We start from the raw sequence: 16407 nt of genomic DNA, 5'->3' as shown, positions 1-16407 counted from the left end.
CACAAAATGAGGATTATTTCAACATATATATTAATTTATATATTTTGGTAATTTATCAGATTATATTTGAATTTATGGAAGGAATGAGAACATATAAAATATCGTGGTAAAAAATGGTTAAAGCTATAAGTATAAATTAAATACCCTGTAAGATTGATAAACACTATTGCTTTCTATCTTACAGGGTATAATTATTTTTATTTAATTATTTGTTTCTTAGACTCTTTTTGCTTATTATTAAAATTAAGATACCTCCTAGAATAATTAGTAATCCTATAATTATTATCAATTTAGTATCTAACAATCCGCCTGTTTGAGGCAAGGTTGTAATTTTCGTAGTGGAACTTTTATCTATTGATGGAGCAGTATTTGTTCTGGGCACATTTGACATATTGCTTTTGGAGGATAAAATAGTATCCTTAAGAACAACTCCATTAGCAGTAATGCTAAAAGGATGTTTATCAGTATTTGCTGGGTATCCTTCAGGCGCATTACTTTCTACAAAATAGTAATCGCCATATGGTAAATTGTCAAATTCAACTGATCCATCAGGTCCGGTTACTTTTGCATTTCCAACCTGCTTACCATCACTTGAGAAAATTGTAATAGTAGCACCAGGTATAGGAGCTGAAGTAGCAGCATCTGTTTTTGATATTTTAATTCCACCAGTTATTTTTGGCGTTGGTTTTGGTGTGGGAATTGGAACTATTTTTGTATCGGAAATAGTGTCCCTAAGAATAACGCCATTATCAGTAATACTAAAAGGATGTTTATCAGGATTTATTAAGTATCCTGTAGGTGCCTTGGTTTCTAAGAAATAATAATCTCCAGCTGGTAAATTATCAAATTCAACAGTTCCATCAGTACCAGTAATTCCTTCAGTTCCATTTGCAACTTGGTTACCGTTACTTGAGAAAATTGTAATAGTAGCACCAGGTATAGGAGCCGAAGTAGCAGCGTCTGTTTTAGTTATCTTAATTCCACCAGTTATTTTTGGTGTTGGAACAGGTGCTGGTGTAGGCGTTGGAGCTATTTTTGTATCAGAAATAGTGTCTCTAAGAATGACGCCATTATCAGTAATACTAAAAGGATGTTTATCAGGATTTATTAAGTATCCTGTAGGTGCCTTGGTTTCCAAGAAATAATAATCTCCAGCTGGTAAATTATCAAATTCAACAGTTCCATCAGCACCAGTAATTCCTTCAGTTCCATTTGCAACTTGGTTACCGTTACTTGTGAAAATCGTAATAGTAGCACCAGGTATAGGAGCTGAAGTAGCAGCGTCTGTTTTAGTTATCTTAATTCCACCAGTTATTTTTGGTGTTGGAACAGGCGTTGGTGTAGGAGTTGGAGCTATTTTTGTATCAGAAATAGTGTCTCTAAGAATGACGCCATTATCAGTAATACTAAAAGGATGTTTATCAGGATTTATTAAGTATCCTGTAGGTGCCTTGGTTTCCAAGAAATAATAATCTCCAGCTGGTAAATTATCAAATTCAACAGTTCCATCAGCACCAGTAATTCCTTCAGTTCCATTTGCAACTTGGTTACCGTTACTTGTGAAAATCGTAATAGTAGCACCAGGTATAGGAGCTGAAGTAGCAGCGTCTGTTTTAGTTATCTTAATTCCACCAGTTATTTTTGGTGTTGGAACAGGCGTTGGTGTAGGAGTTGGAGCTATTTTTGTATCAGAAATAGTGTCTCTAAGAATGACGCCATTATCAGTAATACTAAAAGGATGTTTATCAGGATTTATTAAGTATCCTGTAGGTGCCTTGGTTTCCAAGAAATAATAATCTCCAGCTGGTAAATTATCAAATTCAACAGTTCCATCAGCACCAGTAATTCCTTCAGTTCCATTTGCAACTTGGTTACCGTTACTTGTGAAAATCGTAATAGTAGCACCAGGTACAGGAGCCGAAGTAGCAGCGTCTGTTTTAGTTATCTTAATTCCACCAGTTATTTTTGTTATATCTGTTCCTGGGTTTAATTTTGCATCAGAAATGGTGGCATTAAGAATGACGCCATTATCAGTAATACTAAAAGGATGTTTATCAGTATTTATGGAATATCCTGTAGGTGCCTTGGTTTCCAAGAAATAATAATCTCCAGCTGGTAAATTATCAAATTCAACAGTTCCATCAGCGCCAGTAATTCCTTCAGTTCCGTTTGCAACCTGTCTGCCATCACTTGTGAAAACTGTAATAGTAGCACCAGGTACAGGGGCTGAAGTAGACGTGTCTGTTTCAGCAACACTAAATGGATGTTTAGCAGTATTTAATGGATATCCTATAGGTCCGCCTGTTTCTACAAAATAGTAACTACCATAGGCTAAGTTATCAAATTTAGCATTTACATCAAAGCCAGTAGTTTCTTTTGTAACAGTTCCAATCTCAGTGCCATTACTTGAGTAAATTGTAATAGTTAAGCCTGGTACAAGTAGTGGAATAAAATTATCTTCTCTATTAATGCTAAAAGGATGTTTATTAGTATTTAATAAATATCCGTTAGGTACATTAGTTTCTGAGAAGTAGTAATTACCATAAGATAACTTATTTAATTGAATATTTCCATCAAATCCATCAGCTTCTTTTGTAGCACTTCCAAATTGTGTACCATCACTGGTGAAAAATCCAATAGTTGTTCCTGGTATAAAGGATGGAATAGAACTGTCGACTTTAGTTATCTTAATTCCACCAGTTATTTTTGGTGTTGGTGTTGGAACAGGTGCTGGTGTAGGAGTTGGAACAGGTGTTGGTGGAGGAGTTGGAACTATTTTTGTATCAGAAATAGTATCCTTAAGAATAACACCATTATCAGTAATACTAAAAGGATGTTTATCAGTATTTATTAAATATCCTTCAGGTGCTTTAGTTTCTAGGAAGTAGTAACTACCGTAGGGTAAATTATCAAATTCAACAGTTCCATCAGCTCCGGTAATTCCTTCTATCCCATTTGCAACTTGGTTACCATCACCTGTAAAAACCTCAATAGTAGCACCAGGTACAGGAACCGAAGTAGCAGCATCTGTTTTAGTTATCTTAATTCCGCCAGTTATTTTTGTTATATCTGTTCCTGGGTTTAATTTTGCATCAGAAATGGTGGCATTAACAATAACTCCATTATCAGTAATGCTGAAAGGATGTTCATCAGTATTTATGGAATATCCTTCAGGTGCATTGGTTTCTATAAAATAGTAATTTCCATATGGTAAGTTATCAAATTCAACAGTTCCATCAGCGCCAGTAATTCCTTCAGTTCCGTTTGCAACCTGTCTGCCGTCACTTGTGAAAACTGCAATAGTAGCACCAGGTACAGGGGCTGAAGTAGATGTGTCTGTTTCAGTAACACTAAATGGATGTTTAGCAGTATTTAATGGATATCCTATAGGTCCGCCTGTTTCTACAAAATAGTAACTACCATAGGCTAAGCTATCAAATTTAGCATTTACATCAAAGCCAGTAGTTTCTTTTGTAACAGTTCCAATCTCAGTACCATTACTTGAGTAAATTGTAATAGTTAAGCCTGATACAAGTAGTGGAATAAAATTATCTTCTCTATTAATGCTAAAAGGATGTTTATTAGTATTTAATAAATATCCGTTAGGTACATTAGTTTCTGAGAAGTAGTAATTACCATAAGATAATTTATTTAATTGAATATTTCCATCAAATCCATCAGCTTCTTTTGTAGCACTTCCAAATTGTGTACCATCACTGGTGAAAAATCCAATAGTTGTTCCTGGTATAAAGGATGGAATAGAATTGTCAACTTTAGTTATTTTAATTCCACCGGTTATTTTTGTATCAGAAATAGTGGCATTAACAATAACTCCATTATCAGTAATGCTGAAAGGATGTTTATCAGTATTTATGGAATATCCTTCAGGTGCATTTGTTTCCATAAAATAGTAATTTCCATATGGTAAGTTATCAAATTCAACAGTTCCATCGGTGCCAGTAATTCCTTCTATCCCATTTCCAACTTGGTTACCATCACTTGTGAAGACTTCAATAGTAGCACCAGGTAAAGGTGCAGAAGTAGAAGCATCTGTTTTAGTTATCTTAATTCCACCGGTTATTAATTGATTAGAAATGGAATTAGGTGTAACTGTAACAACCGTATTTGAATAATCTCCACTAAAGGATGCCGCTATTACATCGGAGGAAAGTAGGTATCCAGCAGGAGCTGTACTTTCCTTTATTTTATAGTCTCCATAGTCTATAGAGGGAAATGTCACAATTCCATTCACATCACTTGTAGCCGTCACATTTTTGCCTTCAGCATCCAAAATTGGAGTGATACCATCAGATTTATAAAGCGTAAACTCTGCACCTTGAAGTGCCTTACCGTCTTGCCCTAATTTAGTAAAACTGATGTCCTTTTTTATCTTTGTATCTTGATAGTCATAGACAATATTTTGTTGACCAGTAGCATTATGCACTTGAAAATTGTATATTTCACTGCTTAAATTGTAGCCTTTAGGCGGAGTTATTTCTTTTATAGAATAATTTGTATCATATTTAAGCGTTGAGAATAAAGCTTTTCCATCACTTCCTGTAGCAGAAGAAGTTGCTTTAACATTTCCATATTGGTCAATAAGTTCAAATATTGCACCAGATAGTGTTTTGGTATTGTCATTACCATCTACTTTTTCTACAGTAATACTGCCAGTTGTGCCAACACCCCAGCCGCTTCCGTTAGAAATCCATGAAATATTTTGTGTAGCTGGAGCACTTTGAATTAAGCTGCTTCCATTAAACTTAACTGAATTTGTATAGCTTCCTGTTTTAGCAACGTTAGTAATAAACTTAAGGATGTAGGCAGATGTTCCTGCATCTTGTGGAAACGTAAAATTGAATTCTCCAGTAGTAGAATCATATTTTACATTTTGTGCTGTTAGTGCAATATTATTACCAGCTGAAAGAGTTCCATTTGCATTTACTACAGCGTTATATAATTGAACAGTATCTGTATTTAATGATAATCCACTTTGTAGATCATCAGTTATAGTTGTTCCACCCATAGAAAGGTTGTAATTAGGGTTTACATTTACAGTCCAGCTAATATATGAATTACCACTTGTGTAAGATGCAGTTTTGTTAACTATAGTGTTATTTATAGTTTGAGTTGCTGTACTTTGCCTGTTGCCATTAGTAGGTATTTCATCCCCATTAATAGTTGCACAATTACTTAAGGATTTAATTCCAGTACTATTGAATATACTAAGATCACTAACCCTTGTTTTAAAGGTTATTGTATACATATTGCTAATAGCATTGGAGAAAGTATACGTAAGTACACCTGTTTTTGAAGCATCATTTGATATATCCGTATAGTTAAATCCACTTGTGTTTGCACCATTAGTTATAGCAGCAGAATCAGCAACATATTCTTGACCAGCAGGAATGTTATCTGTAATAACTGCATTGTGTATAGGCATTTTATTTTTGTCGACTACAATACTCCAAGATATTTCTCTTGTAGCGTAGTTATAACCTGTTGATGTTTTATTAATTATTTGGCTGTTTACAGGTTGAGTCCCAGAAGCAGTTTGATTTATTCCATTAGCTGTAAGAGTAACACTGTTATTATAATTTCCACTAAAGTTTGCAAGATAAACCTTTGAATCTGTTATCTGAGTTTTAAAAGTAATAGTATGGGTATCAGAAAATGCATCTGGAAAGGTATAAGTAAATGTACCTGTTTTCGATGTGTCTCCAGAAGCTGCTGCAGTATATGAAGTACTGTCAGATATTCCTGTAGTATTATCTAATACGGCTGAATTTGGCACATAAGTTTGACCTACTGGAATGTTATCTGTAACTAGTGCACCAGCTGAAACAGAAGTATTATTACTATTTACTATTACTTTCCAGGTAATAATACCAGTGGAGGCATCATAGCCTATTCCTTGCTTCTGAATGATATTGCTACTAACACCAACACTGCTAGTTGCAGAAGTATTATTTGGAACTTCATCTCCTGAAAGAATAGCAGTATTATTATAATTTGTATAACCATTTGAGTTATAAATACTAGTATCTACAGGTGTTGAATAAGTAATGGTTTGTGAACTTGTGATATCACCTAAGTCAAAAGTTACAGTTTGCCCTGAAGTTGAGAAAGGTGCACCGCTGACACTGGAATAGTCTAATGTAAGACCAGAAGGAATATTGTCGGTAACGGTAGTGTTGTGTATTGTTCTTCCACTTCCATTTACAGTGATAGTCCAATCAATACTTTTGGTTGAAGCATTATAGTTTCCACTTTTACTAATGTAGTTTACATTTACCGGAACTGAGGCAGTATTTGAAGTTATGCTTTTGGCACTAATTTCATCTGAATAATTTAAAATTGCATTGTTACTATAATTGTAAGTACCCTGTGCTTTTGTTGACAAATCTGAATGTATACTGGTTTTATAGGTTATAACCTGCTGAGTAGTTATAGTACCTAAAGCTAAAGCAAGTTCTTTTGATGAGGAATCATAAGTATAGCTTGCCCCAATATCACTAGGATTACTACCATTAACTAGTACAGAACCATCTACAAAATCCTGTCCACTTCCTATAAGATCGTCCAATGTTGCATCATTTAATTTTACACCTTCTTGGTTTAATGTTACTGTCCAAGTAATCTCATCTGTTGTAGGATTGTAGTTTCCACTCTTGGATATAGATGGATTTGGTTGAATAAAATTAAAAGGTCCTTCCTGAATAGTGCCTTTTGCAGGAATTTCAAAGTTAATGTAAACAGGATTGATATTTCCAATATTGTCTTTATCAAAGTGGCAGTCAACAGAAATTCCACCGTGTACATCAGAATGCGTAGATGCATAACTTGTAAAGGTAATCGTGACTTTACCATTTGTATCAATATGCATATTTGCGACTACACTGCTGTTATCATTAACATCTAGCAAAGGCTGATCTATAGGTGCCACTATGCTAATCTGATCTGGTAACTGCATGGTGTAAAAATCACCCTGATTAATGTTTGCTTCATTAGGAATAGACCAAGTGTAATTAATATGAATTTCAGAGCTTTTGTCTATACTATTTCCTAAAGCATTGCCATTTTGATCTGTTATGTTCAGATCTGTAATAAGTGGGAAAGCATTTGAGATATCAGTTCCGGCTGCTTTTACATTTGGTGAGGGCACAAGAAATTGAAATATAAAAGCAATTATAAATGTAAATATCAAAAGTTTTTTTCCTTTCATTATTTCACCCCTTTTTTTAAAAAATAAACCAAAAAAACCGATCAATTAAAAAATTGGTCGGTTGCACTATTAGCTTACTATATATAAAGTGCCCAGTTAAATATATAGGTCAAAGCTCCCAGTATTATTTTGGATAAGTTAATATTAATCGTTTTTTATCACAAAATTATCACATATATACAAAAATGTTTATATTTTTCTTAATAAGTTTTTGTAAAGTTTTGTAGTGGAAACCTTGGGGTTTATATCTAATTCTTCTTTAAGTATTTTAGTTAAGTATTTATAATGGTTAACTAGAGCAGTTTTATCCCTCATATGAAAGTATATCAGTAGCAACATTTCATGAGTTTCTTCGTCAAAATTGTCAATTTTAATAGCAATCTTAAGATATTCTTTTGCTTTGCTAAAAATATTATTCTTAATATAATATTTGGAAATAGCCTTCAAAGAGGATATGTAGGATTTCGTTAGATTCTCACTAGATTCCATACACCAGTCAAAGGCTTTATTTCCAAATAAATTTCCTTTATATTGTGCTATAATTTTTTCGTAATTGTATATATTTTTATCAGTAACTAGGGGGCTGTTTTTAATAAAAGTATTAAAATCCCACAAATCACAAGAGAAATCTTTGAAATTAATGCTATAACTTCCCTTATTGTAATTTATAATATTCTCTATTTGAGAATTTTTTAGTGCGGTTTTTATTCTATAAATTGTGTTGTGTAGATTATGTTCGGCTTTTTTTGGTGCATAGTTTTGCCAAAGAATATCACAAAGATGCCATTTATCTACTTCTTTTCCTTGCATATAAACAAAATATGCAAATAATTCTTCACATTTAGCAGTAGGCCATTTAATTTCTTCTTTGCCAAAGTTTCCGTAAACCTTGAAATATCCTAAAGAAGTTATTTTGTTTTTTTTAGGACAAGTTATACTTTTTTGGGGGTTGTAATTTTTTAAAAGTCTATTAATAGTTATATTAATGTCTTCATCAGTAATTGGTTTTAGAATATAATTTGTAGCATTAACCTTAAAAGCTTCTAAAGCATATTTCTCATATGTACTTACAAACACTATTTGTATATTATCATCAAAGTCCATTACTTTTTTTCCTAATTCAATTCCGTTCATTTTGGGCATTTCTACATTAAGAAAAACTACATCTGGGGAAAGTTTAATTATATTTTTTAGCGCGTCATCTGAGTTGGTATAAGTTCCTATAATATCCATACATTCATTTTTACTCAGTATTATTTTCATTGAGTTTAAAATTGATACTTCGTTTTCTACAATTATTACTTTCATGAATTTAGGTTTCCTTCTCTCTACTAAAAATTTTATACGTACAGTTGCAAATGTATATATGTTATAAATTAAAAAGCTAATTATGGGGTGGAATTTGGAGTAAATCATTTTAGTGTATGACAAGAATTATATCTAAATTAAAAAAAATTTTTTACTAACATCGTTGAATTATAATGGAGGGTAGACATGGTTGTTCGGTAAAAGTGGATTCTAGATAATCTTTAATATTTGCTTCAATTTTACTCACAATATGTCACCACCTTGTAATTTTGTATAGTTAGATTTTAAATTAATAAACTCAACAAAAAATAAACAAAACCATTATTTTTTATGGTTTTGCTTATTTTTTATACTATATCAAGTTTGTCGAGTAAATGTATGCTTTAAATATTATAGTTAATGTTCTAAATGCTATTCTGCTTCGATTGCTAATTTACCAGATTTATTTATTTTATTGCAGTATTCATCCAAAGCCTTTTCCAAGATTACCATTGAATTTTCTATGTCTTCTATACTAGTGCAATATGAAAATCTAGCTTCGTTTTTACCAAGACCTTCTGTTGCATAAAAGCCTGAACCTGGAGCAAACATTAGAGTTGCACCTTCATAAGAAAAATCAGTTAAAAGCCACTTGGCAAATTTATCAGTGTCATCAACTGGAAGTTTTGCAAGCATATAAAATGCGCCCTTTGGCTTGCTGCAAATAACTCCTGGTATATTTGAAAGTTTGTTGTACATTATATCACGTCTTTTTTTGTACTGCATTTTTACGTCTGTAATGTAGCTGTTCATTGTGTTAATTAAGTTTGAAGCTGCAAATTGCTCTATTGTAGAAACACATAATCTTGCCTGACATAATTTTAGTATCTGATGCATAAGTTCTCCGTTTTTTGAAGCAACAAGACCTATTCTAGCACCACAAGCACTGTAATGCTTAGATATACTGTCTACAAGAATAACCCTGTCTAGTATATCAGTTAAGTGCATACATGAATTATAAGGTATATTATCAAAAATAAATTGTCTGTATACCTCATCTGCAATTAAGAATAAATCGTGTTCTTTTGCTAGTTCACCAAGCATTTTAAGTTCTTCATAACTATAAACAGTTCCAGTTGGATTGCATGGGTTAGATATAAGTATGCATTTTGTTCTATCTGTAATTTTTGATTTTATCTCTTCTTTAGATGGAAGATGAAAATCATTTTCTATTTTTGTTTCAACGGGAACAAGCTTTGCACCTGCAACCTTTGCAAAACTACTGTAGTTTGAATAAAAAGGCTCAGGTGATAAAACTTCGTCTCCAGGGTCACAAGTTGCCATAAGTGCAAACTGAATTGCTTCACTTCCACCGTGAGTTATCATTATTTCATCTTTTTCAAAATATATGTTTGAATCTGCAAGTGACTGCATAAAACTTTCTATTAGCAAATCTATTCCTTGGGAATCTGAGTATTTTACTATTTCTTCATTATAATTTGTGATTCCCTGAAAAAAAGTATCTGGGGTTTTAACATCAGGCTGACCTATGTTTAAGTGATAAACCTTTAACCCCTTTTTTTCTGCTTCTTTTGCAAAGGGAGCAAGTTTTCTTATTGGTGAAAAGTCCATATTAGAAATTCTATTTGAAAAATTCATATTAAACACTCCTCATTAAAAAATCTTTTATTGTATCTCCAATTATTTTAAAGCCATCCTTAATGTCCTTTTTACTTACTCTTGAAAGTCCTAGTCTAAAGGTATTTGAACCTTTTTCATCAGTATAAAAAATATCGCCAGGTGTAAATATTACGCCTTTTTTATAACATTCTTTTAATATGTCTCTTGAGTTTATTCCATTTACCTGTATAAATATATGAAGTCCACCTTCGCCATATATTTTGGTGTAGGGTATATACATATTAGCATATTTTATTGCAAGTTCATATTTTTCTTTGTAATATTTTTTTGCCCTTTTTACGTACTTATTAAAATTACCAGCTTTTAAATATTCATAGAATACTGCTTGGTCGAGAAAAGAAGTATGTATATTTCTACTTCTTTTTACACTTTCAAGATAGTAAATAAGCTCCTTATCTGCCACAACCCAACCTATCCTAAGACCAGGAAATAATATTTTTGAAAAGCTTCCTATATAAATTACGCCATTCCCACTGTGATTTAATGCGGCAATAGGTGTTATATTTGAATTTGAATATCTAAGTTCTTCATTAAAGCCATCTTCAATTATTGGAATTTTATAAGTATTAAAAAGTTTAAGGACATCTAAACGTTTTTGTGGTGACATTACTATACCAGTTGGATTATGATATGAAGGTATAAAATATGCAAGTTTAGCCTGCTCGCTATTCTTTAGTTCTTCTTCAAGCTTAGAAATATCAATTCCATCGTTCTCCATAGGGATACCTAAAATTTTTAAATCATGAAGCTTCATAAGTTTTATTGCGGTGTTGTGAGTTGGATTTTCACAAATTATCTTATCACCGGATTTTGTAATAGAAGAAAGAACAATATCAAAACCTTCTGTAAAACCATTTGTTATGAGTATGTCTTTGTTGTTTAAATCAATTCCTTTGTCGCCTATATACTTTTTTAAATAATCTATTAATGGTTTATAGCCTTTTGCATAACCATAATTTAATATGTTGTTTCCTTCAAGTGAAAGTATATTTAGAAAGTCTCTTTTAAATTCATCTAAGTCAAATAAGTTCTTATTTGGAGAAATGCTGTCAAAAGAAATCATTCCTCTTTTACTTCGTGCTTCATGTTTTACTATATCTAAGGCTTCAGCTTTCTTAGCATAAGAATTTATTAGACTAGTCCATGCAAGCGAGTTACCTAAGTAGGGTAAACTCTCATTTCCTGAAACAAAAGTACCAGTTCCTTGCATAGTAGAAGTAAAGCCACTTTCAGAAAGTGAATCATATACGTTTATTATGGTGTTTCGGCTAACTTTAAGCATTAAGCTCATTTCTCTTGTGGAAGGAAGTTTTTCTCCATTTTGAAGTATTCCATCCTCAATTAATTTTTTTATATAATTTTCAATTTGTATTTTCTTTGGACTATCATTATTTAATTTTAAATCAAAAATCATATCTTCACCTCAATAGTTGAGTCAGTAACTCTATATATATTGTGGCATAAAATTTACAATAAAAAAAGAGCCACTTTATATGTATTTTAGGGGAATATTGGTTGGCATTGATATGATGAAATGCAAGTGTTTAAATGAAATTGCAAGGAAGGAACACATTTCATTTGATATTGTTAAAAAATAATCTTAATATATGATTAAATTGAGTTAAAATAAAAAAATGTTACCATAATATTATTGTAGCATTTTTTTATTTTGTGCTACAATAATGTTATATAAAAGGTATGAGAAAAATTGGAGCAAATTGTATATTTATGATGGAATTTGATTTAGGGATTATTGTGAGGGGGAATAAGCGTGGAAAACAGGATTAATGTAGAAGTTAGAACATGTAAGACGGGAGATATATTAGCTGAAGATGTATATAATTGTAATAATCTGAAAATAATCGGTAAGAACACTGTAATTAATCCATTTATAAAAAATAAACTTGTTCAATTTGGTGTTTATAATATAAAAATATATCATGCTAATGATGAAGACGAAAAATACAATGAGTTTAAAAATGAGTATAAAGATACTATTTTAAAGATTAAGAAGCTTATCTTGGGAATATTTTCTGAAGGAAATGTGGATGCTGAAGAACTAATAAATTCAGCTGAGGTTATTTATAGTAAAATATTTGAAGCTGATTACATAATAAAATATATAAATGAACTAAGAAATGGCGATGAATATACTTTTACACATAGTGTTAATGTTGCTTTTTATTCTATGCTTACAGGTAAATGGATGAAGTTACCTGAAGAAAATATAAAGGAACTAATTCAAGCGGGGATATTACATGATATAGGCAAGCTTAAAATAGAGGATAAAATTTTAAATAAACCAGGAAAACTTACAGATGAAGAATTTACAGAAATGAAAAACCATGCAGCTTATGGGTACGATATGCTAAAAAATAATGAGGATATTAATGATGAGATTAAAAAGGGTATACTAATGCATCATGAAAGAGTAGATGGTACAGGATATCCTACTGGAGCAAAGGGAAATGAAATTAATTTATATGCTAAAATTATAGCTATTGCGGATACTTATGATGCTATGACATCGAATAGAGTGTATAAAGGAAAGGTAACTCCATTTGATTCTTTTAAGATGTTTTTAACCTCAGGAATTAGAATTTATGATATATCTATAATTAATGTTTTTTTAAATAATATTGTACCATTTTATATTGGAGCAAATGTTAAGCTTAATGATGATAGAAGAGGAAAAATTGTTTATATTCCGCCTTATGATATTTTAAGTCCAGTAATAAATATAAATAATGAGTACTTAGATTTTTCAAAGAAAAAAGATTTAAGCATAATAGACGTTGTAATGTAAGCGATGCTGAATTTGTAATTGTTTCATAACCTAATACAGTGATTGTAGTAAACTGTGGAAATAATCATTACTTTATTAGTACACCTAAAATTCCGTAGGCACGGAGGAATTGTTACCTTAAGTCATCGTAAATGGGAAGTAAGTGTATTGCAGGATGATTTAAATAAATTTTATAAATCTTAGATGAAAAACTTTAAAGACCTTAGATGTTTCAATTGTTTGAGCATTTTTTCAGCGAGTTATTGAAACTTCTTAGGTTTTTAAAGTTTTTCGTCTTAGAGTTATTAAATTTATTTAGTATCCTGTGATACACTTACTTCCCAATACTTTATTTATCTTCAGCAACTAATTTATCTATACAATCTTTGCAAACACGTACACCTTTGAAATATGTAAGATTGCTTAGTGAACTGCAAAATGTACAACCAGGTGAATATTTTCTTAAAATTATATGTTTTTCATCTTCAGCCACAAAAATTTCTAAAGAATCACCTTCTCTAATAGCAAGTTGGGATCTTGTTTCTTTTGGTATTACAATTCTTCCAAGTTCGTCTACTTTTCTTACGATACCTATTGAATTCATTTAATTCACTCCTAACAATTATTATATATAAGATTTTATAGTAAAATTAGAAAAAAGCAAGGTGTATATTTTCATTATATGGTAAGAATTATAATATAAAATATACTAAATAATGTGATTGACCAATTTATTTAGTATATTTATAATATATAGTAACTTTAAAAAATAAAGTTACTACTTCAAGTATTGAAGTTGTAAAAATGGAGGTTATATAGAATGGGAAATGTAAATTTATTCTTGGTATTTGCAGAAGGCGTTTTATCACTATTTTCACCATGTATAATTCCTGTGCTTCCAATTTATTTGAGCATTTTATCAAATAGCAGTGTGGGAAGTTTAAAGGCGGGAGAGGTTAAATTTATAAAAAGTCCATTATTAAAAAACACAATTTTATTTGTATTAGGAATATCTACAACGTTTTTTATATTAGGCTCCTCAATAAACGTTTTAAGCTATTTTTTTAAAACTAATAAAAATGTAATTGTTATTATAGGGGGAATTTTAATTATCCTTATGGGGATTTTTTATATGGGATATATAAATATTCCATTTTTACAAAGAGAAAAAAGAATACGTGTTAATATGAATGAAATGAAACCACTAACAGCATATATACTTGGATTTGCCTTTAGTTTTGGATGGACTCCATGTGTTGGACCTATGCTTTCTTCTGTTTTGATTATGGCTTCAACTTCAAGTGAAACTTTAACAGGCAATTTACTGATTTTAGTATATACTATTGGATTTATATTGCCGTTTATAATAATCTCAATTTTTTATAGTAAATTGTTTATGCTATTAGATAAAATAAAGCTTCATATGAAAATAATACAAAAAATTGGTGGCTTACTTCTTATAGCTTCTGGTTTAATAATGATTTTGGGAGTGATGAATATAAGCTTTAGTTTTAAAAATAAAACAGCAGTTCAGCAAAAACCAAAGGTTCAAAGTCAAAGTACACAGAATAATAAAGCAGATTCCAAGAAAAATGATAAAGTCAAGGCACCAAATTTTAGTTTAGTTGATCAATATGGTAAAACACATAAACTGAGTGATTATAGGGGAAAAGTAGTGTTCCTAAATTTTTGGGCTACCTGGTGCCCACCGTGTAGGGGGGAATTGCCGCATATACAAGAAATTTATAAGGAATATAAAAATAACAGTAAAGATGTTATAATTTTAGGAGTAACAGCACCTAATTTGGGGCAAGAAGGTTCAAAAGAATATATAAGTAAATTCCTTAATAGTAACGGTTATAACTTCCCAGTAATGTTTGATAATAGTGGTGATGTTATGGATGAATATAGTATCCAAGCTTTTCCAACCACATTTATAATTGATAAAGAGGGAAATATAAAAGAATACGTTCCAGGTGCTATGGATAAAAACACAATGGAATTACTAATAAACGGCAAAAAATAAGGCTTAGGAGATGATTATTTGAAAGGAACTTATGATTTTAAATGCAATTTAGCAGAAACTTTAAATATAGTAGGAGATAAATGGACATTGCTTGTTTTGCACAGAATTTTAAATAATAAAAATACCTTTAAAGAACTGCAGGAAGCATTAAATCCCATTCCAACTAACATCTTGTCAGATAGAATAAAAATTTTGGAGAAGAATGAATTTATAGTTCCAGAAATATATAATGAGCATCCACCAAGATATAGATATATAATAACAGAAAAAGGAAGAGAGTTTAGACATGTATTTAATTCCATGATTATATGGGCAAATAAGTATTTAGAAAATTGCAGTAGAACCTTATACCATAAAAAGTGCAATGAAGAGCTAGAGATAAGATATTATTGTAAGAAGTGCAATGAATATGTTCCTGAAAATGAAATCGAGATTAAAGAGAGTGAAGTGATCGGAGATGGAAGAGATTAAAGTAATATTTCATATAGATGAGTTAAATAAATGGGGGTTACTTCTTAAAAATGTAGAAAATTTAATTCGTGCAGTAGATGATAAAGATTTAAATATTGAAGTCTTGGCTAATTCAGAAGCTGTTAAGGCTTATGCTTTAAACAATGAATTGAACTCTAAAATTATTTTTATAAAAGAACTAAAAAATAGAAATGTTAAATTTGTTGCATGCAATAATGCCTTAAATTCTTTCAATATAAAAAAAGAAAATTTAATAAATTTTGTAGATATAGTTCCTGTTGGTGTTTTGGAACTTATTAATAAGCAAAAGTGTGGGTATTCTTATATAAAGCCTTAATAGCATCATTAAAATAATCTTCTAGAATACTTATCAATATGCTAAGTGGAAAAAAATAATAAAAATTAACATTTTTTATTGCAATATTGTAAATGTAGGAGTATAATCATTATTATAATGAAAAATTAAACTAAAAAAAGGAGGTCGTAAACTATGAGAAATTTTATAGCGTTTGTTGGAATTAATAGGACTGTATTGGCAGTAACTGGTTTTAAAAATATATGCGACCTTGGTGAATTAGTTTAAGTTACTTTTGTGATTTGTTTGGAAAAGTAAGCCATAGGTTGTGTGCCTATGGCTTTTTTATGTGTGTTTTTAGGAAATATTTTCACTAAATTCAAATATATATAAAAAGTCGTAGGAAATTCAAGACCTGCGACTTTTTATTTTTAATTGTTAATAGAGATTATAGATAAGCAATTTCAATGTTCCAAGTTGTATATCTATATTCTATTATATAAATTTATCGCCATAAGGTTGATGAGTGGAAAACTATAAAAAGGAGTGTTTAAAAATGAGTAAAAAACAAATTTTTAGAAAAATAAGGAGCTTTGATTCTAAATTTTATGCGTAGC

General features: G+C 30.8%; 9 protein-coding genes and 1 riboswitch. Of the genes, 4 read left to right on the top strand and 5 right to left on the bottom strand.

What is annotated here, in order from left to right; all coding sequences use genetic code 11:
* Positions 1–205: 205 nt before the first annotated feature.
* The 4 genes from CUEA01_RS02715 to pdxR form a co-directional block, all read right to left on the bottom strand.
* Positions 206–7225: a SpaA isopeptide-forming pilin-related protein gene (locus CUEA01_RS02715; protein ID WP_234117677.1), complete on the bottom strand. Its 7020-nt coding sequence runs from the start codon at positions 7223–7225 to the stop codon at positions 206–208.
* A gap of 46 nt (positions 7226–7271) precedes the next feature.
* Positions 7272–7354, bottom strand: a riboswitch (cyclic di-GMP riboswitch).
* A 60-nt stretch (positions 7355–7414) separates the two neighbouring features.
* Positions 7415–8533 (bottom strand): response regulator, encoded by a 1119-nt coding sequence (locus CUEA01_RS02710; protein WP_234117660.1) that lies wholly within the window; start codon positions 8531–8533, stop codon positions 7415–7417.
* Positions 8534–8944: 411 nt separating this feature from the next.
* Positions 8945–10171 (bottom strand): pyridoxal phosphate-dependent aminotransferase, encoded by a 1227-nt coding sequence (locus CUEA01_RS02705; RefSeq protein WP_234117644.1) that lies wholly within the window; start codon positions 10169–10171, stop codon positions 8945–8947.
* Position 10172: 1 nt separating this feature from the next.
* Complete coding sequence (gene pdxR, locus CUEA01_RS02700; protein ID WP_234117636.1) at positions 10173–11627, bottom strand: MocR-like pyridoxine biosynthesis transcription factor PdxR; 1455 nt, start codon at positions 11625–11627, stop codon at positions 10173–10175.
* A gap of 357 nt (positions 11628–11984) precedes the next feature.
* Between pdxR and CUEA01_RS24665 the strand changes: the two genes are divergently transcribed.
* Positions 11985–13019, top strand: coding sequence for an HD-GYP domain-containing protein (locus CUEA01_RS24665; RefSeq protein ID WP_234117634.1), 1035 nt, complete (start codon positions 11985–11987; stop codon positions 13017–13019).
* Positions 13020–13347: 328 nt separating this feature from the next.
* Here CUEA01_RS24665 and CUEA01_RS02690 read toward each other — a convergent pair whose 3' ends face one another.
* A complete protein-coding gene (locus CUEA01_RS02690) occupies positions 13348–13602 on the bottom strand; it encodes an AbrB/MazE/SpoVT family DNA-binding domain-containing protein (RefSeq protein WP_234117632.1) in 255 nt (84 codons plus the stop codon).
* A 216-nt stretch (positions 13603–13818) separates the two neighbouring features.
* Here CUEA01_RS02690 and CUEA01_RS02685 point away from each other — a divergent pair, with 216 nt between their 5' ends.
* Genes CUEA01_RS02685 through CUEA01_RS02675 form a run of 3 tightly spaced genes read left to right on the top strand, consistent with a single transcriptional unit; the run spans position 13819 to position 15832 of the window.
* Positions 13819–15024, top strand: coding sequence for a cytochrome c biogenesis protein/redoxin (locus CUEA01_RS02685; RefSeq protein ID WP_234117625.1), 1206 nt, complete (start codon positions 13819–13821; stop codon positions 15022–15024).
* Between the two features lie 18 nt (positions 15025–15042).
* The gene (locus tag CUEA01_RS02680; protein WP_234117616.1) at positions 15043–15495 is read left to right on the top strand and encodes a winged helix-turn-helix transcriptional regulator; all 453 of its coding nucleotides are present in this window, start codon (positions 15043–15045) and stop codon (positions 15493–15495) included.
* The gene (locus tag CUEA01_RS02675; protein ID WP_234117607.1) at positions 15482–15832 is read left to right on the top strand and encodes a DsrE family protein; all 351 of its coding nucleotides are present in this window, start codon (positions 15482–15484) and stop codon (positions 15830–15832) included. The genes CUEA01_RS02680 and CUEA01_RS02675 overlap by 14 nt, the downstream gene beginning before the upstream one ends.
* Positions 15833–16407: the final 575 nt, after the last annotated feature.

Source organism: Clostridium hydrogenum (assembly GCF_021432385.1).
GTDB lineage: Bacteria > Bacillota > Clostridia > Clostridiales > Clostridiaceae > Clostridium_S > Clostridium_S hydrogenum.
This window is presented reverse-complemented; position numbering and strand designations above follow the sequence as displayed.